General features: G+C 64.1%; 16 protein-coding genes. 8 read left to right on the top strand and 8 right to left on the bottom strand.

Annotated elements, in window-relative coordinates:
* Positions 1-48: 48 nt before the first annotated feature.
* Both hemN and fnr read left to right on the top strand, forming a co-directional pair.
* Positions 49-1,461, top strand: coding sequence for an oxygen-independent coproporphyrinogen III oxidase (gene hemN / locus C8D72_RS14685; protein ID WP_115855419.1), 1,413 nt, complete (start codon positions 49-51; stop codon positions 1,459-1,461).
* A gap of 114 nt (positions 1,462-1,575) precedes the next feature.
* The gene (gene fnr / locus C8D72_RS14690; protein ID WP_115855206.1) at positions 1,576-2,319 is read left to right on the top strand and encodes a fumarate/nitrate reduction transcriptional regulator Fnr; all 744 of its coding nucleotides are present in this window, start codon (positions 1,576-1,578) and stop codon (positions 2,317-2,319) included.
* A gap of 78 nt (positions 2,320-2,397) precedes the next feature.
* Here the strand turns inward: fnr and C8D72_RS14695 are convergent, their stop codons facing one another.
* Both C8D72_RS14695 and C8D72_RS14700 read right to left on the bottom strand, forming a co-directional pair.
* On the bottom strand, positions 2,398-2,799 hold the full coding sequence (locus C8D72_RS14695) for a DUF488 domain-containing protein (protein ID WP_245955285.1): 402 nt from the start codon (positions 2,797-2,799) through the stop codon (positions 2,398-2,400).
* Between the two features lie 187 nt (positions 2,800-2,986).
* Entirely contained in the window at positions 2,987-3,880 is an 894-nt protein-coding gene (locus C8D72_RS14700; RefSeq protein ID WP_115855208.1) for an alpha/beta fold hydrolase, read from the bottom strand.
* Between the two features lie 179 nt (positions 3,881-4,059).
* On the opposite strand from C8D72_RS14700, the gene C8D72_RS14705 reads away from it, so the two are divergent.
* Positions 4,060-4,794, top strand: a complete 735-nt coding sequence (locus tag C8D72_RS14705; protein ID WP_115855209.1) for a ParA family protein — start codon at positions 4,060-4,062, stop codon at positions 4,792-4,794.
* 73 nt (positions 4,795-4,867) lie between these two features.
* On the opposite strand, the gene C8D72_RS14710 is transcribed toward C8D72_RS14705, so the two are convergent.
* The gene (locus C8D72_RS14710) at positions 4,868-5,545 is read right to left on the bottom strand and encodes a DUF2780 domain-containing protein (protein ID WP_211308861.1); all 678 of its coding nucleotides are present in this window, start codon (positions 5,543-5,545) and stop codon (positions 4,868-4,870) included.
* Positions 5,546-5,742: 197 nt separating this feature from the next.
* Here C8D72_RS14710 and C8D72_RS14715 point away from each other — a divergent pair, with 197 nt between their 5' ends.
* Both C8D72_RS14715 and C8D72_RS14720 read left to right on the top strand, forming a co-directional pair.
* Positions 5,743-5,934 (top strand): hypothetical protein, encoded by a 192-nt coding sequence (locus C8D72_RS14715; protein ID WP_115855210.1) that lies wholly within the window; start codon positions 5,743-5,745, stop codon positions 5,932-5,934.
* Positions 5,935-6,029: 95 nt separating this feature from the next.
* Complete coding sequence (locus tag C8D72_RS14720; protein WP_115855211.1) at positions 6,030-7,232, top strand: MFS transporter; 1,203 nt, start codon at positions 6,030-6,032, stop codon at positions 7,230-7,232.
* A gap of 8 nt (positions 7,233-7,240) precedes the next feature.
* On the opposite strand, the gene C8D72_RS14725 is transcribed toward C8D72_RS14720, so the two are convergent.
* Positions 7,241-8,860, bottom strand: coding sequence for an L-lactate permease (locus C8D72_RS14725; protein ID WP_115855212.1), 1,620 nt, complete (start codon positions 8,858-8,860; stop codon positions 7,241-7,243).
* 27 nt (positions 8,861-8,887) lie between these two features.
* Positions 8,888-9,907 carry a 2-hydroxyacid dehydrogenase gene (locus C8D72_RS14730; protein ID WP_115855213.1) on the bottom strand — a complete coding sequence of 340 codons (1,020 nt, stop codon included), beginning with the start codon at positions 9,905-9,907 and terminating at the stop codon, positions 8,888-8,890.
* Between the two features lie 223 nt (positions 9,908-10,130).
* On the opposite strand from C8D72_RS14730, the gene C8D72_RS14735 reads away from it, so the two are divergent.
* From C8D72_RS14735 to C8D72_RS14745, 3 genes are read left to right on the top strand one after another with little or no spacing between them, the layout of a single operon-like run.
* The gene (locus tag C8D72_RS14735) at positions 10,131-11,891 is read left to right on the top strand and encodes an MFS transporter (RefSeq protein WP_115855214.1); all 1,761 of its coding nucleotides are present in this window, start codon (positions 10,131-10,133) and stop codon (positions 11,889-11,891) included.
* 36 nt (positions 11,892-11,927) lie between these two features.
* A complete protein-coding gene (locus tag C8D72_RS14740; RefSeq protein WP_115855215.1) occupies positions 11,928-13,925 on the top strand; it encodes a RecQ family ATP-dependent DNA helicase in 1,998 nt (665 codons plus the stop codon).
* Position 13,926: 1 nt separating this feature from the next.
* Positions 13,927-14,844, top strand: coding sequence for a histone deacetylase family protein (locus tag C8D72_RS14745; RefSeq protein ID WP_115855216.1), 918 nt, complete (start codon positions 13,927-13,929; stop codon positions 14,842-14,844).
* A gap of 59 nt (positions 14,845-14,903) precedes the next feature.
* On the opposite strand, the gene C8D72_RS14750 is transcribed toward C8D72_RS14745, so the two are convergent.
* From C8D72_RS14750 to C8D72_RS14760, 3 genes are all read right to left on the bottom strand, one after another.
* Complete coding sequence (locus C8D72_RS14750) at positions 14,904-17,615, bottom strand: M16 family metallopeptidase (RefSeq protein ID WP_115855217.1); 2,712 nt, start codon at positions 17,613-17,615, stop codon at positions 14,904-14,906.
* A gap of 136 nt (positions 17,616-17,751) precedes the next feature.
* Positions 17,752-18,972, bottom strand: a complete 1,221-nt coding sequence (locus C8D72_RS14755) for a heme biosynthesis protein HemY (RefSeq protein ID WP_115855218.1) — start codon at positions 18,970-18,972, stop codon at positions 17,752-17,754.
* Complete coding sequence (locus C8D72_RS14760) at positions 18,969-20,216, bottom strand: uroporphyrinogen-III C-methyltransferase (RefSeq protein ID WP_245955286.1); 1,248 nt, start codon at positions 20,214-20,216, stop codon at positions 18,969-18,971. Before C8D72_RS14760 ends, C8D72_RS14755 begins: the two co-directional genes overlap by 4 nt.
* Positions 20,217-20,226 lie beyond the last annotated feature (10 nt).

Consider the following 20,226-nt stretch of genomic DNA (forward strand, 5'->3'; position numbering starts at 1 on the left):
ACGATGCTCGTAGCATGGCACGATCACTGCCTGCCGCGAGCATCGCCCATGTTGTCACCTGCTCCCCGATCCGATCGTCCTGATGCCACGTTTTCTCCGGACGCTGCCCTGCTCAAGCGTCACGATGGTGCGGGACCCCGCTACACCTCCTATCCGCCCGCCACGGCCTTTACCAACCATTTTGGTTCCGAGCAGCTGACGCAGGCGCTCTCACGCAGCAATGCCACCGGCCGTGCGCTGTCGCTGTATGTGCATATTCCCTTTTGCCGACGCATCTGCTTTTACTGCGGCTGCAACCGCATTGCGACCCGTCAGACCGCCATGGCCGAGCCCTATCTGGACCGGCTGACCCGCGAGATGGGCCTGATGCGCCACCAGCTGGACGGTGACCGCATGGTCGAGCAGCTCCACTGGGGCGGCGGCACCCCGACCTTTCTCGATCTTGATCAGATGAGCCGGCTGATGGATCAGCTGGGGGCGCATTTTACCCTCTCCGGCCATCGTGACCGCGATTTTGCCATCGAGATCGATCCCCGCGAGGCCGACGTCTATACCCTGCGTCATCTGCAGTCGCTGGGGTTCAACCGGTTGAGTCTGGGCGTGCAGGATCTGGATGTGCGCGTGCAAAAGGCCATCAACCGGATTCAGCCGCGTGAGCTGAGTGAAAACCTGATCGACGAGGCGCACCGGCTGGGCTTTCGTTCACTGAATCTGGATCTGATCTACGGCCTGCCGCATCAGAGCGTGACAAGCTTTGCCGACACCCTGGATCAGGTAATCGACATGGCACCGGCCCGGCTGTCGGTGTTCAACTACGCCCATCTGCCCGAGCGCTTTCTGCCCCAGCGACGCATCAACAGTGCTGACCTGCCGGACACGGCCACCCGCTTTGCCATCCAGTGCATGACGGTGGAAAAGCTGACCCGGGCCGGCTACATCCATATCGGCATGGATCACTTCGCAAGGCCTGACGACAGCCTGGCCGTGGCGCAGCGCGAAGGCGAACTGCAGCGCAACTTCCAGGGCTATACCACCCATGCACAGTGTGACCTGGTCGGTCTGGGCGTCTCTGCCATCAGCCAGATCGATGATGTCTACGCCCAGAATTCGGCCCAGCTGGAAACCTGGCAGGACGCCATTGATCATGGCCGGCTGGCCACCTGCCGCGGGGTGCGCCTGAGCGCCGATGACCGCCTGCGCCGTTACGTGATTCATCGTCTGATGTGTGACATGCGTCTCGATTTCGACGCACTTGAAGCCACCTTTCACATTAACGTGTCACACTATTTTGCAAACGTGTTTGAAAGGCTTGCCACCTTTCGACGAGACGGCCTCATCGAATATGATAAGCACTCGCTGATGGTGACCCCCATGGGACGCTTGTTGATACGCCAGCTGGCCATGACCTTTGATACCCATCTGCCGGCCGAAAGCCGCCAGCAGTTTTCACGCATTCTCTAGGGACGGGGATTATCGCAAGGCTGATGCCCGGCGCCGAAATCGGCAACAGGCAGCGGGCTCCCGTTCTGGAAGCGCCCGGCACACCACTCACATGCACAGGAGCATGCCAGGCCAATGAACACCTCTCATCTTCACCAGACACGCTGCCAGACCTGCTCGTTGAGCTCACTGTGTCTGCCACTTTCCCTGTCTCTTGATGATGTTGAGCAGTTTGACACGATTGTGCGACGGCGCTCGCCGCTGACCCGTGGTGAAAGCCTCTACATACAGGGCGAGACGTTTGAAAACGTCTATGCCGTGCGCAGCGGCAGTCTCAAGCAGACCGTCATCGAGGCCGACGGCGAGGAGCAGATTACCAGCTTCTATCTGCCCGGCGAGCTGGTGGGGCTCGACAGCATCGACAGTGCCACCCATCCAGGGTTTCTGACCGCGCTTGAGCGCACCACGGTGTGTGAAATTCCCTTCAAGCGACTGGAAAGCCTCTCGGAGCATCTCCCCGAGCTTCGTCATCAGCTCTATCGCTGCATGAGCCGTGAAATCGTCGATGACCGCCGCCTGATGCGGCTGCTGTCCAGCAAGACCGCCGATGAGCGGCTGGCGAGCTTCTTTCGTAACCTCTCGGTGCGCTTTGACCGCTGCGGCCACAGCGCCGAGCGCTTTCGCCTGCCGATGTCCCGCAGCGACATCGGCACCTATCTGGGACTGGCGATTGAAACCATCAGCCGCGTGCTGGGCCGGTTTCAGCAGCAGGGGATGCTCAACATTCAGGGCCGTCACGTCGAAATCCTGGACATGGCCGCACTGAGCGAGCGCGCCGGCATCGTCGCGAACTGTGGCAGCGAACGCCATCTCGCCTGATGGCCGGTGGCGCCACACGACCGGCCAAAAAAAACGCCCCGACCATGTCGGGGCGTTTTGGTATTCCTGTGGCGATCGTTAATGCGCCTCGGCCACCGGCGCAGAGTCACTGACCACACCTTCTTCACGCAGCATCTCTAAAATCACCTCTCGCAGAATCGGCAGATGCGAGCTTTCCAAGTCACGCACGGCACTGACCAGGGTCAGCCGACGCTGTCGCGCCTGGGCCAGCAGCGGCTCGAGATCGCCCGGGTTAAGCTCCAGACGATAGCGTCGCTCAAAGGTCACACGATCGATTCGCCCGCTTTCCCAGGCGTCACGCAGGCGACGTGATGGCGCCACGGCACGATACCACTGCTCGACCGAGAGCTCCTCCTCACGCTTGCCACGCGGCCATACCTGATCCACCAGCCAGCGCGCCCCATCATGCTGGGTCGAGTGCTGATAGACCCGCTTGAGGCGGATATCGCCAATAAGCATATTACCCCCTGACATCATGTTCCCAGAGCTGGAAGCCCTTCTTCTTTTGAGGTTTCAGCCCGTCAAGAATACACCGGGCGCCAGGTCGTTTCACGCAGGAAGGACGGCCCGGCACAGTCGGCATCGATCAGGTTTACCATACCGGGCCGCCAGGCGGGTGACAGCCGGCCCGGGCCGTCGCAGGAATTCACTCATGCGGCTGTGGGGTGTCGTACCATGCCAGGATGGCTTCGCCCACATCATCGGGGTACTCCTCATGCACCGACAGCCGACCACGAGACAGTGACACCGTATCGACCCGGGGCAGCGCCCCCATGGCGCGCATCTCGGCGCGCGAGCGCGGCGGCATGTTCTCGCTCATGAGCAAAAGCGTGCGAGCGCTGGCCCCCTTGAGCGCCGCCACACAGGCCTCGCGACTGTTGAAGGGATCCACCCCACCGGTCACGAAGCGAATCGAGCCGTGGCGGGCGCCGGGCGTGCGGGCGATCCGACGCTTGGCGGCCAGACGCTCCCCCGACAGCCAGTCGGGGGTTTCGTAGACATGCTCCCCGGCCATGCGGCGCAAGAACCAGTTGCTGACGTTGAGCCGATAGATCCCCGCGCCGATGACCGGGCGATCAAACCAGGCGCGCAGGTGCCCGAACCAGGGCTTGTGCTCACCGGCCATGGTCGGCAGCGGCCCGCGCCAGGTCGGCGCGATCAGCACCAGCCGGTCGGCAGCGTCGGGGTGTTCCTCCAGATGTCGAATGACCATGCCCGCCCCGTGGCCGGCGGCGACGATCATCTCGGGCAGAAAGACCACTTCATCGAGCAGATAATCGATAAAGGCCGTCAGCATGCGCGGCTCGGCCTCCATGAAGGGGCGCGGCCGGTCACCAAAGCCGGGCCAGTCCACCGAGACCGTGGTAAAGCGCTCGGCCAGCCCCACCTGCAGCGCGTCCATTTCGTGACGCGTCGAGATGCTCGACAGCGCCGGCAGCAGCAGCACTTCCGGCCCCTGCCCGCGGCGGGTCACGCCGACCTCGATGGGCATGCCGCCCCACGCCCAGTGAAGCGTCTCTTCTGTTACGTCATTGTCCATGTCATTGCCTCTCTTGCCGGAACGCCTTGCGCCACTGATGACCCATCATGACACAGGATCATCGACGCCGATGCCGACACGTCAACCATGATGCTGTCATCAAAGTGTCATCACACCGACACAAACTGGGGCGCCATGATCCGTGACCCAATCCGTAAGCCATCGACAGGAATGCTGATATGCAGATGCTGGCGCTTTACAGTATCAAGGGAGGCGTGGGCAAGACGGCATCGGCCATCAACCTCGCCGCCCAGGCCAGTCTTGCCGGACAGCGGGTACTGATCTGGGATCTGGATCCGCAGGCAGCCACCACCTTCTATCTGCGCAACAAGCCCAAAATACGGGGTGGCGGCGTCGAGAAGCTGGTGAAGGGCAAGGCCACGCTTGAGAAAACCATTCGGGAAACCGACATGGCGAACCTGGATCTGCTGCCGGCCAGTCTCGAATCCCGCGAGATGGATATCCTGCTGGAAGGACGCAAGGGCAGTCGCCTGCGCAAGGTGCTCAAGCCGGTCAGCGATGACTATGACCTGATCGTTCTGGACTGCCCGCCCGGTCTGACCGCGCTGTCGGAGCAGATCTTTTCCAGCGTGGATGCCCTGCTGGTACCGGTGGTGCCGACGACGCTGTCGATGAGAACCCTGACGCAGCTGCAGCAGTATCTGGACGAGGAAAACATCGCCACGCCGCTGTGGCCCTTCCTCACCCTGGTGGACCGCAGGCGCAAGCTGCATCAGGAGAGCATGACCAGCTTTCGGGCAGCGTGGTCGACCCATCTATCGGCCAATATCCCCTATGCCAGTACGGTCGAGCAGATGGGCACCCATCAGGCGCCGCTGGCACAGTTCGCGCCGCGCACGGCGGCCGCCGTGGCCTATCGCAACCTGTGGGAAGAGGTCTCGAAACGTCTGTAGACGGATGCTGTCGCCAGACCCTCAACGTAAAGGGACAGGGCCGACGCGTACCGTCGGCCCTGTCGATGCGAGCCTAGCGACCGGCATTCCCCCAGATGCCACCCAGCGAGCCCAGAAGGCTGCTGGAGACCCCTTCCTGGCCCAGATAGTTGAGCATGACCGGGGCGAACTGGCTGACCATGCCGGCATCCATGCCCAGCATGCTGAAGGCACTCGAGGTCAGCGACGACGTATTACCGCCCTGGCTGTTGCCCCCCATGCCGGAGAGTTTCGACAGCATCGACTGGCTGCCGGACAGCGCCTGAGCGCTGGAGAGCAGGCCATCCACGCCCGGCGCCTGATTGGAGAGCTGGTTGAACTGGTCACTGCCCAGCTGATTTTTCGCCGCCGCCAGCAGCGCCGCCGAGCCACCGATGGCCTGGGTCTGGCTCACCCCCAGTTGATCGGTCAGCTGGCTGATCAGCTGGGACGCCTGCCCCAGATTGTGACCGGTCGTGCCGACCGCCGCCGCCTGCTGCTGACGCGGGGCGCGCTCCAGATTCAGAAACTGTCCCAGCTGTGACGAAAGGCCCTGCTGATCCTGCTGGTTCTGCTGCACCGGCGCCTGCGCCTGTTGGGCCTGCTGACCCTGCGGGCTCTGGCTGTTCATCGCCTCCATGGCCCGATTGACATCATTTAGATTAAACGCCAGCGCCGAGGTCGACAGGCTTGCCATGCCCACACTTGCCAGTACCGCGATTGTCTTTTTCAACGCTGCTCTCCCTGCAATGGACGCGCCGGAGACCGACGCGCCCGAAAATGATCACTCCTGTGCGGTTGGACAGGCGCACGGCGCCGAGGTTCGGCCGCCACTCCCTGAAATAACGGCTAATGGCCTGATTGTTCGTCCCATTGCCCGACCAGGGCCTCGCTATCATGACAGGCCTTATCCGCCAGGAAATCGTTAGCATGTCTGTCATGACCCGCACACTTCTGATGGCCCTTTTGCTGGCCGTGACGCTGGCCGGCTGCAGCTATCAGCCCGCCCGTATCCATCCAGAGCCGGCCGTGATCATTGATGACGGTCACCCCGGTCACGGCAATGGCCACGGTAACGGTAACTTCTGCCCGCCCGGGCAGGCCAAAAAGGGCAACTGCTGAGACCACGGCGCCTTCGGGTGCCGTTTTTATTCCAGGCTGAAGGCGACTCAAGACGCAATCTGTACCAGGCTTGCGACACAACAGGGAGTCTCTTCATGTCCGGTTCAGCAACATCGACACAGCGCTCTCCGGGGCGCGCTTCGTTTCTTCTGGTCACCTTCGCCTTTTTGATGGCCATGCTGGGCACCACCCTGCCCACGCCGCTCTACCCGATCTATCAGACGCGGATGGACTATTCCCAGATCATCATCACGGTGATCTTTGCAGCCTACGCCGTGGGCGTGATTACCGCCCTGATCGGTTTTGGCAGTTGGTCGGATCAGCTGGGCAGAAGGCGGTTACTGCTGGGCGGGCTGGCGCTGGCGATCGTCAGCAACGTGGTGTTCCTCTCCAGCCCCGAGCTGGTGCCGCTGTTGATCGGCCGACTGCTGTCGGGCCTGTCGGCGGGCATCTTTACCGGCACGGCAACGGTGGCCGTCATCGAGCAGGCGCCGCCCGAATGGCAGAAAGGCGCCACGCTGACTGCCACCGCCACCAACGTCATGGGGCTGGGTCTGGGACCGCTGGTCGCGGGCGTGCTGGCGCAGTACGTGGCCTGGCCGCTGCACCTGCCCTACGCCCTGCATATCGTGCTGTGCCTGCTGGCCATGGCAGGCGTCTGGTGGGCACCGGAGACGGTCGAGCGCCCCGAGCGCATCAAGCTTCGCATCCAGCGCCTGGGGATGCCCGATGAGGTACGCGGCGTCTTTGTACCGGCCGGCATTGCCGGTTTTGCCGGCACCGCCGTGCTGGGGCTTTTCACCGCCGCCGCGCCGTCGTTCGTTCAGAAGATCCTGTCGATCGACAACCTCGCCATGATCGGCGTGGTGGTGATCACGCTCTTTATTGCCTCGGCGCTGGGTCAGGCCTGCATGCGCTTTATCCCCGAGCGCCAGCGCCTGATCGTTGGCTGTCTGATTCTGGCCGCCGGCGTGCTGGTGGTGGGCAGTGCCATCGGCCTTGCTTCGCTGGGTCTGATGCTTGCCGGGGCGGCCATTTCGGGCGCCGGTCAGGGGCTGACCCTGCGCGCGGGACTGGGCGAGGTAGTGGGCGCCTCGCCGAAGGACCGCAAGAGCGAGGTCACCTCGACCTACTTCGTGGTGATTTATGTAGCGATCTCGCTACCCGTGGTAGGGCTGGGCGTCACGGCGGCGCTGACCAGCCTGGCGGCCGCCGGCATCGCCTTTTCCATCATTGTCGCGGCGCTGGCGCTGACCGCCATGGGGCTTTTGATCCGGCGTCAGCGCCGCGAGGGGTGATTCAGACCCTACACCAGCAGCGACAGCACGAAGGTCCAGAGGCAGGCATAGGCCAGCAGCGCCAGGCTGTAGCGCAGCGTGGCGCGCATGATGTCGGACTCATGCCCCACCAGCCCGACGGCGCCGGCCGCAATGGCGATCGACTGGGGCGAAACGACCTTGGCCATGACGCCCCCGGCGGTATTGGCTGCCACCAGCAGGGCCTGACTGGTGCCGATCTGACCGGCCGTGACGGCCTGAAGATGCGCAAACAGCACGTTGTTGTTGACCACCGAGCCGGTAATGAACACGCCCAGCCAGCCAATCACGGGGGAGATCAGCGGGAAGACCCGGCCGGTCTCGGCCAGCGCCAGGCCCAGCGTTGAGGAGGTGCCCGAGAAGTTGGCCACATAGGCCACCGCCATCACCAGACATATTGTCGCCAGCGGACGCCAGAGCTCGCGCACGACGCTCAAAAGCTGATCAAGGCTCTGGCGCAGCGACAGGGTTTTCGAGGTCAGCGTGGTCACGATCACGGACAGCAAAATGGCCGTGCCCGCCGCGCCTACCAGCTCTATCTTCCAAAGTGCTGCCAGCGCATGGGGCGCCGTGGCAATGGGCGGCAGCTCCTGCACCTGCAGATGAAGCCCCGGGATCGGCAGCAGCAGGACGGTGGCCGCAAGCACCCCATCCGGAGCAAACAGGGCACGAAAGGCCGGCAGACTCCACACCATGATGATGGCGGTCAGGATATAAAACGGTGACCAGGCCAGCAGCACGGCCTTCAGGGGCCAACGGGTCGTATTCACCGGCGGCGCGCCGGGCTCGCGATAGAGGTGCTTCGGCCGCCACACCCGCATGAACAGTGCCAGCGCGCCCATGGATAGCAGCGGCGGCACCACATCCACCAGCTCCGGGCCCAGCAGATACAGCACCAGCGCCTGGCTGCCCGAGAACAGCACGCCCACCATCAGGACCACCGGCCAGGTCTGCTTCAGCCCGCGCCAGCCGTCCAGAATCATCACCAGCAGAGCCGGAATGAACAGCGTGGAGAGCTGCAAAATGGCGATCAGCATCGGCGCCAGCGCGCTCGTGGTGACCCCACCCTGCTGCGCGCCGACAATGATGGGAATGCCGATCGCCCCGTAGGCGCCGGCCGCGGCGTTGGCCACCAGACACAGCATGGCGGCGCGAATCGGCTTGAAGCCCAGCTCCACCAGCAGCGCGGCACAGATGGCGATCGGCACGCCAAAGCCCGCCGCACCCTCGAGAAAGGCACCGAAGCAAAACGCGATCAGCAACACCTGTATGCGCTGATCCTCCGAGATGGTCGCGATGCTGGCGCGGATAATCTCGAACTTGCCGCTTTTGACCGCGATCCGATACAGCCACACCGCCATCAGCACGATATAGCCGATCGGCCAGAGCCCGTTGGCCGCGCCATAGAGAGCGGCCATCACCGCCTTTTGCAGCGGCATGCCGAAAAGCCACAGCGCCATGACCAGCGACAGCACCAGCGTAATGCCCGCCGCCGTCAGCGCCTTGAGCCGAAACACGGTCAGCGCCAGCAAAAAGAACACCATCGGCGCGGCCGCCACCAGCGCCGACAGCAGCGACTGATTGAGTGGATCGTAGAGCTGTTGCCACATGAGCAGATCCTCCCGGGGATCAGATCTTCAGCGCGAGGCGCCATCGCCCCGCATCAGGGCGTTATCGCAGTGGGCGCCACGCGCCAGGCAGAGCAGGTTGTTGAAGGTGACCTGGGCAATCTCGCGCAGGGCCTCGACCGTGAAAAAGCCCTGATGGCCGGTCACCAGCACGTTGGGAAAGGTCATGAGGCGTGAGAACACATCGTCATCGATGATCTCGGAGGAGCGGTCCTTGAAGAACAGCCCGCTCTCCTGCTCGTAGACATCAATGGCCAGCGCGCCGAGCTGGCGGGACTTGAGCGCCTCGATCACCGCACAGGTATCGATCAGCGCCCCACGAGAGGTGTTGATCAGCATCGCCCCGGGTTTCATGCGCTCAAGCGAGGCTTCATTGATCAGGTGATGGGTCGCCTGGGTCAGCGGACAGTGCAGCGACACGATGTCGGACTGCGCCAGCAGCGTGTCGACCTCCACGATCTCGCCGATGGCCTTGAAATCCTCGGCCGGAAACGGGTCGCTGCCCAGCACCCGACACCCCAGCCCCTTGAAGATACGCGCCGTGGCCAGACCGATTCGGCCGGTGCCCACGATGCCGACGGTCTTGCCCTGCAGCGTTACGCCCAGCAGGCCATCAAGGGCGAAGTTGCCTTCACGCACCCGGTTGAAGGCGCGATGGGTATGGCGATTGAGCGTCATGGCCAGCGCCAGCGCATGCTCGGCCACTGCTTCAGGCGAGTAGGCCGGCACCCGGGCGACGAAAAACCCGAGCCGCTCGGCGGCGGCCAGATCGATGTTGTTGAACCCCGCACAGCGCAGCACGATCGCCTTCACGCCCATGCCGGCCAGTGCCTCGAGCACGCGCTCATCCAGCACGTCGTTGACGAACACGCACACGGCGTCACTGCCTTCCGCCAGTGCCGTGGTCTGATGGGTCAGCGTTACCTTCTGGTAAATCAGCTCAAACGGTTCCTCGGCAAAGCCCTCGAGCCGGGCCTCTTCAAAGAAACGTTCATCGTAGGGCTGGGCACTATACAGCGTGACTTTCATGAGGGACTCCGCAGGATGGCTGCTCTGACAGGCGGCTGTTGATTCTCTACTGCCTACGACTTTAGCAGGGGGGTGCGCTGGCGCTTTTGATGCAGGACAAATTGGCGAAAAAAGCCGCGTCACGGCCTTTTCGAGGCGCTGAAACGGCGTAACATGGTGCCCTGCCCGGCCCGGTTTTGGACGCGATCGATTGATCAGATGCTATCGACCTGAAGAGTGCCTCATGCTGCAACCCGTATCCCGCCAGAGTGACCTGACGCTCGAAAAAACCGCGATTCCGCCGCGCCCGGACAACGTCAGCACCTGGGCCCCCCTGTCGATTCCCGCCTTTCGCATCATCTGGATCGCCAATCTGTTCGCCAACCTGGGTGTGTGGGCGCAGTCGGTGGCGGCGGCCTGGGTCGTGACCTCGGCGCATGGCAGCCCCGTCATGGTGGCCATGATTCAGGTCGCCGCCGCCGCCCCGCTGGTGTTGATGTCGATCGTGACCGGCGTGATTGCCGACAACTACGACCGACGCAAGGTGATGCTCTTCGGGCTTTTCATCGAGGTACTGGGCGGGGTCTTCATCACCGTCATCGCCTTTATGGGGCTGCTCACGCCAACCCTTCTGATCGCATCGATTTTGTGCGTGTCGGTTGGCGGTGCCATTACCACGCCGGCCTGGCAGGCGGCGGTCAACGAACAGGTGCCGCGCAACCTGGTCAGCAGCGCGGTGCTGCTCAATAGTGTCAACTACAACGCCGCCCGCGCCATCGGCCCGGCCATCGGCGGCATGCTGCTGGCCGCGCTCGGGCCGGCGTGGATCTTTCTGCTCAACGTCTTTTGTTTTTGCACCCTGATCTGGGCACTGTGGCGCTGGCGACGCGCCGTGCCCAAAAAAAGCCTGCCGCCCGAGCGGCTGTGGGAGGGGGTCAAGGCCGCCATTCACTTCACCCAGTATTCCAGCGTCACGCGTTTGATCATGCTGCGTTCGTTCATCTTTGGTATTTCGGCCAGTGCCATCTGGGCGCTGCTGCCGTTGCTGGCGCATGATCATCCCGGCGGCAACGCCTCGCTCTACGGCTACATGCTGGGTGGGCTGGGCGTGGGGGCGATTGCCGCCAGCACGCTGGTCAATCGGGCTCGCCGCCGTCTTGGCAGCAGTCGACTGATCAGCGTAGCGGCCATGATGCTGGGGGGCGTGATGCTGGTGCTGGGCGGGTTCAATACGCTCTGGGCGCTGTTTCCGGCGCTGATCATCGGCGGCAGCTGCTGGATTGCCGCGGTGGCCTCCTACAACTCCGCCGTGCAGGTACTGGTGCCGGACTGGGTCAAGGCGCGGGCGCTGGCGCTCTATCAGACCGCGCTCTACGCCGGGCTCACCATGGGCTCGTTTCTCTGGGGCCATATGGCCGAGGGACTGGGCACGCAGACGGCGCTGATGATGGCCGGCGGCCTGCTGCTGGTCTCGGCGCTGGTGCTTTTGCCCTCGCGCCTGCCGGAGCTGGACAGCGACAGCCTGATGGGCGCGCCGGAGACCCGCACCGAGGCGCCGGACTTCGAGTTCAACCCCGGTCGCGGCTCGGTGATGGTGACCATCGAATATCGCATCAATGCCGATCAGGTTCGCGATTTCGCCCGCGCCATTCGCCCCCTGCGCCGGCTGCGGCTGCGCAACGGGGCCAAACGCTGGTCGCTGTATCGCGATGTCGAAGCGCGCGATCTGTGGCAGGAGGTCTTTCTGGTCCCCAACTGGCTGCAGCATCTGCGCATGCAGGATCGTCAGACCATGGCCGACCGCGCCATCATCGAGCGGGTCGCCGCCATGCATGTCGGGCCCGAGCCACCGCGCATGCGTCACGGCGTCAGCTATCGCACCGCCCGCTATGACGGCGAAGGCGCCGCCCTCAGGCCGGTGCAGACACAAGCCCTCGATGACCACGCCCCCTGGGGGGAGGAGGATCATCATGGCGACCCTGACAGCCCGGGCGCGAGCCGTTAGGCTATCGCTCCTTCCCGTGATGACCGGAGCTTTCGCATGCCCACTGACGCGACCGATACCGCGCACCAGACCCTTGAGACGGTCTTCGGCCTTGACGACTTTCGTACCGGCCAGCAGCCGGTCATCGAGCGGGTGCTGGCCGGGCGCTCCACGGCGGCCATCTTTGCCACCGGCGCCGGCAAGTCGCTGTGCTATCAGCTGCCGGCGCTGCACCTGCCCCATCTGACGCTGGTCATTTCACCGCTGCTGGCGCTGATGCAGGATCAGCTCGCCTTTCTGAAATCCCGCGGCATTGCTGCAGCCAGCATCGACTCGACCATGGACCGCGACGCCGTGCGCGAGGTGATGACGCGCGCCCGTCAGGGGGAGCTCAAGATCCTGATGGTGTCGGTCGAGCGGCTGCGCAACGAGCGCTTTCGTCACTTTCTTCAACAGGTGGCCATCTCATCGATGGTGATTGACGAGGCCCACTGTATCTCCGAGTGGGGCCACAACTTTCGCCCGGACTATCTGCGCCTGCCCGAGTATCAGCGCGAGTTCAATATACCGCAGGTGCTGCTGCTGACCGCCACGGCCACGCCGCAGGTCATCCAGGACATGCAGCGAAGCTTTGCCATCGACGAGGGTGACGTGATCACCACCGGCTTTTATCGCCCCAATCTGAACCTGCAGGTGCGACCGGTCGCCCAACAGCAGCGTGTTGATGCACTGATCGAGTGGCTGGCGCCGCAGCAGGTTTCGGGGCAGGAAGCGCCCACCATCATCTATGTCACCCTGCAGCAGGGTGCCGAGACGGTGGCAAGGGCACTGTCGGCGCACGGCATTCAGACGCGCGCCTATCATGCGGGGCTTGGCGCCGAGATTCGCGACGAGATCCAGCAGCAGTTCATGCGCGGCGAGGTGCCGGTGATCGTCGCCACCATCGCCTTTGGCATGGGCATCGACAAGCGCAATATCCGCAACGTCGTGCATTTTGACCTGCCCAAATCGATCGAGAACTACAGCCAGGAGATCGGCCGGGCCGGGCGTGACGGGGCGTTCTCGACCTGTCTGATGCTGGCCGGGCGGGACGGTCTGGGGGTACTGGAGAACTTCACCCATGGCGATACCCCCGAGCGCGAGGGCATCCAGCGGGTGCTCGAAGAGATTCAGGCCGCGGGGCAAACGCCGGAGCGCCAGTGGCCGGTGGTGATGAATACCCTCTCGCGGGACAGCAACATCCGGGCGCTGCCGCTGAAAACGCTGCTGGTGCGCCTTGAGATGATGGGCGTTATCGCGCCGCGCTTTACCTACCTGGCCGAATATCGCCTGCGCTACCAGCTGCCACCGGCGGAACTGGCCGCGAAATTCGAAGGCGAGCGCGCCGATTTCATCCGCCTGGTGATCGACAACATCCCCATCGCCCGCACCTGGGGCACGGTGGATTTCGAGCGCGTGCATCAGGCCGGTCAACACGCCGGCATTGATGCCACGCGCACCCGTGTCATCACGGCGCTGGAGTACTTTCAGGACAAGGGCTGGGTGGTGCTGGAGGGCAAGCGCATGACGGATGTCTTCGAGGTATGTACACCCGATATCGACCCGGTGAGCATGGCGCGCGAGCTGCACGAGGGCTTTTGCACCCGCGAGCGCGCCGATATCGAACGGCTGTCGCAGATGCTGTCGCTTTTTGAATCCGACACCTGCCTCACCCGGCGGCTGGCCCTGCACTTTGGCGATACGAACGCGCCCGAGCGCTGTGGGCACTGCTCGGTGTGCGACGGCCATGTGGCTCGGCTGCCGGCGCCGCCCACATCTACCCCGCTGGAGTCACACTCGTTTGAGGCACTTGCCGGACCGCTGATCGCCCGTCATCAGGAACAGTTCCAGCGAGCGCCCACCCCCGAGCGAGTCGCGCATTTTCTCTGCGCGCTGGCCATGCCGGTGTTCACGCCGCTCAAGGTGCGCGGGCTCAAGACGTTTGGGGCGCTGGAGGGCTACACCTATCCGCAGGTACGCCAGTGGGCCGAACAGCATCTGAACACGCAAGGCTGAGATGCGCCTGCCGCTGATTCACCATCCGGGCTATACGTTCGAGTGGCCCGAGCGCCATCCCTTCCCGATGGCCAAGTTCCGCGCCCTGCGCCAGCAGCTCTCGGCGCTGGGTTTCGATGATGATCCGCTGATCGACTGGGTCACGCCGACGCCGCCTGCCAGTACCGCGCTGCTGCGGGCCCACACGGAAGCCTGGCTGCAGACCTTTTATCTGGGCGACAGCGACCCGAAGGCCCGAAAGCGCAGCGGCTTTGACTGGTCACCGCAGCTGGCCGAGCGCACCCTGCTGGAAGTGGGCGGCACGCTGTCAACGCTTCGCGCCGCACTCGAGACGGGCCTTGCCTGCAACACCGCCGGCGGCACCCATCACGCCTACCCGGACGCCGCCAGCGGCTACTGCCTGCTCAACGACCTGGCGGTGGCCGCCCATGAGGCGATGGCCGTTTACGGCGTGACCAACATCCTGATCATCGACTGCGACGTCCACCAGGGCGATGGCACCGCGTTTGCCTTTCAAAATGACCCGCGCGTGTTTACCTGCTCGATCCACGGCGCGGACAACTTTCCGTTTACCAAACGTCAGAGCGATCGGGACATCGCCCTGCCCCGCGGGACCGATGACGCCGCCTACCAGGCCGTGCTGGAACGTGAAATCCCGGCACTGCTGGACCGCCTGCAGCCCGAGCTGGTGTTTTTCGATGCCGGCGCCGACGTCCATGCCGGTGACCGACTGGGGCATTTCGAGCTGAGCCTTGACGGCATCTACCGGCGCGACCTCTTTGTACTGCATCAGTGCCGAGCGCGCAGTATTCCGGTGGCGGCGGTGATCGGCGGCGGCTATGACCGCAATCTCGCAGCACTGGCCGAGCGCCACGCGCAGCTGTTTCTGGCCGCGCGCGAGCTACTGCGCCAGACGTAAAAAAAGCGCCGGAGCCATGGCCCCGGCGCTTTTGATGACCAACACGTTACGACCGTTGACTACTGCGCCGCCGGCCCCCGAATACCGGTGACAAACCCATCCGGGCGAATGTGTGCCCTGAAGGCTTCCTGCACCTCTTCGGGGGTGAGTTTCACGAACTGCTCCGCCGCCCGGGTGGTGGCATCCAGCGGCTTGTCGGAGAGCGCCAGATCCAGCAGCGAGCCGCTGATCGCGCCGTAGCTGGCCGCCTGCATCGGCATGGCCCGCAGCAGAATGCTCTTGGCCCGGTGTAGATCGCTGTCGCTGACCGGTTCATTCTGCAGGCGCTGGAGGTTGTGGATGATCAGCTCGCGCGCCTGATGGACCTTGTCAGGGTCGCTTCCGAAGCTGACGTTGAAGCGCCCACGATGGGCCTGCAGCGCCAGATTCGAGCTGACGCCGTAGACCAGTCCGCGCTGTTCGCGCAGCGCCTGGTGCAGCCGCGAGGCGAAATCACCGCTGAGGACCTGATTGCCCAGAAACAGCGCAAAGCGATCATCACTGTCGCGATCCACATCGATCATCTGCGACAGGGTGACCTGCGACTGGCTGGCGGCGCTGTCGGGCGTATTAAACGCGCCGGCCTGATTGAGTGCCACGGCCGGATAGTCCACCTCGGGTTTTGCCCCCTGCGCCTGCCAGTCGCCGAAGTAGCGCGCGACCTGATCACGCACCTGCTCGGGGTCAACGTCACCCACGACCACCATGGTGGTCATGTCCGGGCGGGAAATGCGTTCAAAGTACTGCTTCATGTCCTCGAGCGTGATGCTATCCAGCGACTCGGGCGTCATGTGGCGCCGCTGGGGGTCATCGTCGGGCAACAGCGCCCCGAGCATGGCGTTGGTATTCAAAAAGCCGGGGCTTTGCAACCGGCCGGGCAGCGCCTGGGCGCTCTGCTGCTTGAGGGTATTGAAGGCCTCCTCGGAGAAACTCGGGTTGAGCTGATGCTCGGCCAGCAGCGCCAGCCCGTCGTCGAAGCGCGCCTTTGGCACCACCAGACCGAAGCGGGTGCCGGCCCGCTCCTCGGCCCCCAGCTCATCCACGGCCGCGCGCAGCGTTTGACGGTCACGCGACTGGCTGCCGTAGCCGTACATGCCTTCCAGTATCTCGCTGACGCCCTCCTTGCCCGGCGGCGCCTGCAGGTCCTCATTGGTCCTGATGGCACCGCTTAACATGACGCGATCGCTGGCGGTTTCAGGCTGCACGATCAGGCGCAGGCCGTTGTCGAGACGGTAGTCCTTCGGGTCGAGCGTCGAGACCGGAATGTCGAGATTATCGAAGGCGTGCTCGGCCCACTGCGGCAGTTCGACCGGTCCACTGGGCGTCGTGGTCAGATCCTCCGGCTCGCCATAGCCCTCACCGCTGGTCGGCTCGCCGGAGGTCTCCGGCGTCAGCACCGCGGTAATGGCGTGCTCGGGTTTCAGGAGCCTTGCGGCCAGCGCGTTGACGTCATCGACGGTGACCGCCTCATACTGCGCCTTCATGGCCTGCGGAGAGTCGAGACCGCGCTTGATCAGGGCATCCGACCAGGCGCTGGCCAGCCCCGAGACCGACTCACGGGAGGCGTCCACCTCGGCAATGATCCGGCGTTTGGCGGCCTCAACCAATGAGGGGTCCACGCCGTTGTCGGTCACGTCCTCGATGATGGTCTGCATGCGCGCCTGAATCGGCGCCGGATCACCGCCCTGCGGGAAGACGCCGACGGCCATCGCCAGGCCCGCATGGGGCTGCAGCTGGCCACCCATGCCGCCGGCCAGCGCCGTGCCGTCATATCCCATGCCGGCCAGCTCGCCGCGCTCGGAGCCCAGCACGTCCAGCAGGACCTGGGTGGTGGCGAAGTCGTCATCCTGCAGGCCGGGCGTGCGCCAGCCCATGTAGATCGAGCCATAGGGACTGTTGGTCGGCAGCTCGATGGTGCGCGCCTCCACCGGCTCGAAGTCGAATTCGGGCCGCTTGGGCAGATCGCGTTCGGGGATATCGCCAAACAGCGTCTGAACGCGGGAAAGCGCCTGTTGCGGGTCGACATCGCCGGCGATCACCAGCGTGGCGTTATTGGGCACATACCACTGATCGTGAAAGGCCTTCAGATCGGCCGCGGTGGTGTTGTCAAAGGAGTCGCGCGTGCCCAGCGGTGTCCAGGCATAGGGCGTGCCGCGATAGAGCTCCTCGACCAGCTGGGTATAAAAGCGAAAGGCCGGATTGGAGAGATTGCCCGACACCTCCTGCTCGATGGCGCCGCGCTCCTGTGCCCAGTCTTCGGCACTCATGTCGATGGCCTTCATGCGTGAGGCCTCGATATGCAGCGCCACGTCCAGATCGTCGGTGGGGACGGTGAAGTGGTACTGGGTGCGGTCGTTTTCGGTAAAGGCGTTCATGTTGCCGCCCATGTTGGCCGAAATGACCGACAACTGATCCTTTGAAAGCCCCGGGCCACCGCGAAACATCATGTGCTCGACGGCGTGCGCCGTGCCGGGGAACTCGCTGGAGCCTTCACTGGAGCCGACGTGGTAGTTGACCTGAGTGGTCACCACCGGCGCCAGGTCGCTGTGCACGATGACAACCTCAAGGCCGTTGTCGAGCGTAGTGCGCAGTACGTCATCGCGCTGGTCCTGCGCCTGGGCCACACCCATGCTCGCCATGACCAGACACAGCCCGGCCAGACCGCGCCCGGTGCGTGACAGTCGAGCGCGCCACAAAAGGCCGGCGTTACCCGTGATGCCTGTTAACTGCATGTCCATTGATCCCTGACACGTTGATCCGCTGCGGGCGGCCCGCGGGGGCCGCACTCGTTGATTCAAAGACGGTACAAGGCGCGAAAGCGCCACGAAAAAGAGCGCCCGCAGGCGCTCCATGAACCGGTCGTTGATGCTAGCTGGTATGTTCGCTGGGCTGCGGCAGCGCCGGCAGCGAACGGTCCAGCAGCTCCACGCTCTTGCGATAGTAGTGCTGACTCTTGCTGTGCTGGCCGAGACTGGCATAGAGCCTGGCAAGCTCGGCACAGGCCACGCCGCTGGGGCGCTGACGGTGACTGGCCTCGAAGTACTCCTGCGCCTTGCCCCAGTAGGCGTTGCGCAGCGACAGCCGACCCAGCGCCATCAGAAGTTCCGGGTCATTGGGCCGCTCCTGCAGCCACTTCTCGGCGGTGACCAGCTGGCGCTCGGGCTCGACCGACAGCAGGCCGTAATGTGCCACCAGCCGGCTGTCCCAGCGATTGCGCAGCGACTGGCGAATCATGCTCTCGGCTTCAGCGGCATCATTGCCGCGCTCAAGAATGCTGGCCTGCAGCAGGACCAGATCCACATCGCCTCTGAGCGCTTCGGGCATCTCCGCCCAGAGCGTGCGGGCCCGCTCGGTATCCTGCTGCTGACCGGCCTGAGTCAGAAGGGCCAGATAGGTGCGCCGTTCGAGCACCCGACGCTCTTCTTCGCTGATCAGATCGTGACGTTCGAGCTTCGGCAGCAGCCGGCGCATGCCTTCCCAGTCTTCCACGTTGAGATAGGCCTGCTTGAGCAGCTTGAGGACCTGCGGATGCTCCGGCATCTGGGTCTGCAGACGCGTCAGGGTAGCAAGCGCCTGCTCGGACTGCTGACGGTCCAGCATCAGCTGCGCCTGCATCAGCCCCACGGCGCTGTCGGCGCCCTCGGTGCTGTGGTGCGCCTTTTTCAGAAGCTCATCGGCCTGCTCATGACGGCCCTGATAGTGGGCCGCCAGCGCCGCGGAGAGATAGTTGACCAGCGGCGTGGAGGAGTCCTGCGCCGAGCGGGTCAGCGACTGCTCGGCACGCTTCCAGCGCCCTTCGGCCAGCGCCACCAGCCCCTTGACGGTGCGATGCATGGCCTGGCGATTGCGGGTACGGGCATTCCAGAGCTTCATGCGGCTGACCGGACGACGCAGGCGCCAGAGCAGGCGCAGGACGAAATGCAGCACTAAAAAGAGCGCAAACAGCAGCAGCATGCCGAACCAGAAGGAGGTCTGCAGCGAGATGTCGCCCACCCGGATCAGGATGTAGCCCGGCGTGGACATCATCAGCTGGCCGATCAGCGCCCCGGCAGCCAGCCCGATGACAATGAACAGGATCAGCTTTCTCATGACGACGCCCCCTGACCGCTATTCTGGCCACTACGACGGGCGTTTTGCAGCTTGTTGAGGGCCTCGACCGAGCCGCTGATATCGGGCAGCTCGGGGCTGATATTGCGCTGGCCGAGCTGCTCGAGCTGATCACGCACGCGCTGGACGTTGCTGTCCTCGGTGCGGAAATAAGTCGTAATCAGGGTGTTGGCGCGCTCAAGGCTTTCACGATAGATCTCTTCGTTGCTGCGCATCACGCCCAGCTGGGCCTGTTCCAGCAACAGCCGCACGTTCTGGCGCAGATAGCCTTCCTGGGCCGGCGTGATCAACGCCTCCAGCGGTTCGTCGTGACGGCGTACCGTGACCAGATCCTTGAGCTGGGTGCCCATGCGCGAAAGCTGTTCGCGCCAGCCGCCGGTAAACAGCGACCCGTCATCCTGCTGAGCAGCCAGGGCCTCGCTCTCCTGCGACAGCGGCAGTTCCTCAACCTGATTCGCCATGGCCGACAGGGTCAAAAACAGGCCGTTCTGGTCCACGTTCGGCAGGCTCTCAAGGCGTGACAGCTCGCTGGCAATGGCGCGGCGCACCGGCAGCTGGGCCGGGTTATCGATCTGCTGCAGGCGCTGATCGGCGGTTTCGAGCAGCGACTGCGCACCGCTGATGTCGCGCTCAAGCTGCAGACGCTGGTTGGCCATGCGCAGCAGGTACTCAATCTCGGCGTTTTGCCACTGACGCTCATCGGTCTGCTGGCTGCGCGTGAGTTCTTCCATCACGCGCGATAGCGCCTGATCGTTTTCCTCAAGCTGCGATTGGAGCGTACTGATGCGCTGATCGCGCGACTCAAGCGCGCTCGAGACTTCGCGGGAGGACTGGCTGCTGCTCTGCTGAACCTGGTTGACGTCCTGGCGCAGCTGGGCCATGTCGTTGCGCTGCTGCTCGAACAACCAGGCGCCAAAGCCGATGGCGGCAAGCGAGAGCAACAGCAGAACAAGCAGGATGGGCAGCAGGACCGAACGACGCCCGTTTTTCTGGCGCGGCCGGTGTTCAGGACGCGTATCGCCTGGCTCGAACGGCCGACCGCTGTTGCTGACGCCGGCATCCGGCGAGGTGGTGCCGGTCATGTTGCCGGTACGGGTGCTCTCGTCGGTAATCTCAGCATTCTCGACAGCCCCGTCCGTGCCGGTATCTGCCGGCGTGGCGCCAGAGGGCGTGCTGCCGGGAGAAGCGTTGCTGCGATCGTCGTTATCGTTTTCCTGCTTGCTCATTTATCGCTGC

This window comes from Kushneria indalinina DSM 14324 (assembly GCF_003385845.1).
Taxonomy (GTDB): domain Bacteria; phylum Pseudomonadota; class Gammaproteobacteria; order Pseudomonadales; family Halomonadaceae; genus Kushneria; species Kushneria indalinina.

Coding starts and splice junctions, on each gene's coding strand:
- hemN (WP_115855419.1), top strand. CDS start 49: ATGTTGTCACCTGCTCCCCGATCCGATCGTCCTGATGCCACGTTTTCT.
- fnr (WP_115855206.1), top strand. CDS start 1,576: ATGAACACCTCTCATCTTCACCAGACACGCTGCCAGACCTGCTCGTTG.
- C8D72_RS14695 (WP_245955285.1), bottom strand. CDS start 2,799: ATGCTTATTGGCGATATCCGCCTCAAGCGGGTCTATCAGCACTCGACC.
- C8D72_RS14700 (WP_115855208.1), bottom strand. CDS start 3,880: ATGGACAATGACGTAACAGAAGAGACGCTTCACTGGGCGTGGGGCGGC.
- C8D72_RS14705 (WP_115855209.1), top strand. CDS start 4,060: ATGCAGATGCTGGCGCTTTACAGTATCAAGGGAGGCGTGGGCAAGACG.
- C8D72_RS14715 (WP_115855210.1), top strand. CDS start 5,743: ATGTCTGTCATGACCCGCACACTTCTGATGGCCCTTTTGCTGGCCGTG.
- C8D72_RS14720 (WP_115855211.1), top strand. CDS start 6,030: ATGTCCGGTTCAGCAACATCGACACAGCGCTCTCCGGGGCGCGCTTCG.
- C8D72_RS14725 (WP_115855212.1), bottom strand. CDS start 8,860: ATGTGGCAACAGCTCTACGATCCACTCAATCAGTCGCTGCTGTCGGCG.
- C8D72_RS14730 (WP_115855213.1), bottom strand. CDS start 9,907: ATGAAAGTCACGCTGTATAGTGCCCAGCCCTACGATGAACGTTTCTTT.
- C8D72_RS14735 (WP_115855214.1), top strand. CDS start 10,131: ATGCTGCAACCCGTATCCCGCCAGAGTGACCTGACGCTCGAAAAAACC.
- C8D72_RS14740 (WP_115855215.1), top strand. CDS start 11,928: ATGCCCACTGACGCGACCGATACCGCGCACCAGACCCTTGAGACGGTC.
- C8D72_RS14745 (WP_115855216.1), top strand. CDS start 13,927: ATGCGCCTGCCGCTGATTCACCATCCGGGCTATACGTTCGAGTGGCCC.
- C8D72_RS14750 (WP_115855217.1), bottom strand. CDS start 17,615: ATGCAGTTAACAGGCATCACGGGTAACGCCGGCCTTTTGTGGCGCGCT.
- C8D72_RS14755 (WP_115855218.1), bottom strand. CDS start 18,972: ATGAGAAAGCTGATCCTGTTCATTGTCATCGGGCTGGCTGCCGGGGCG.
- C8D72_RS14760 (WP_245955286.1), bottom strand. CDS start 20,216: ATGAGCAAGCAGGAAAACGATAACGACGATCGCAGCAACGCTTCTCCC.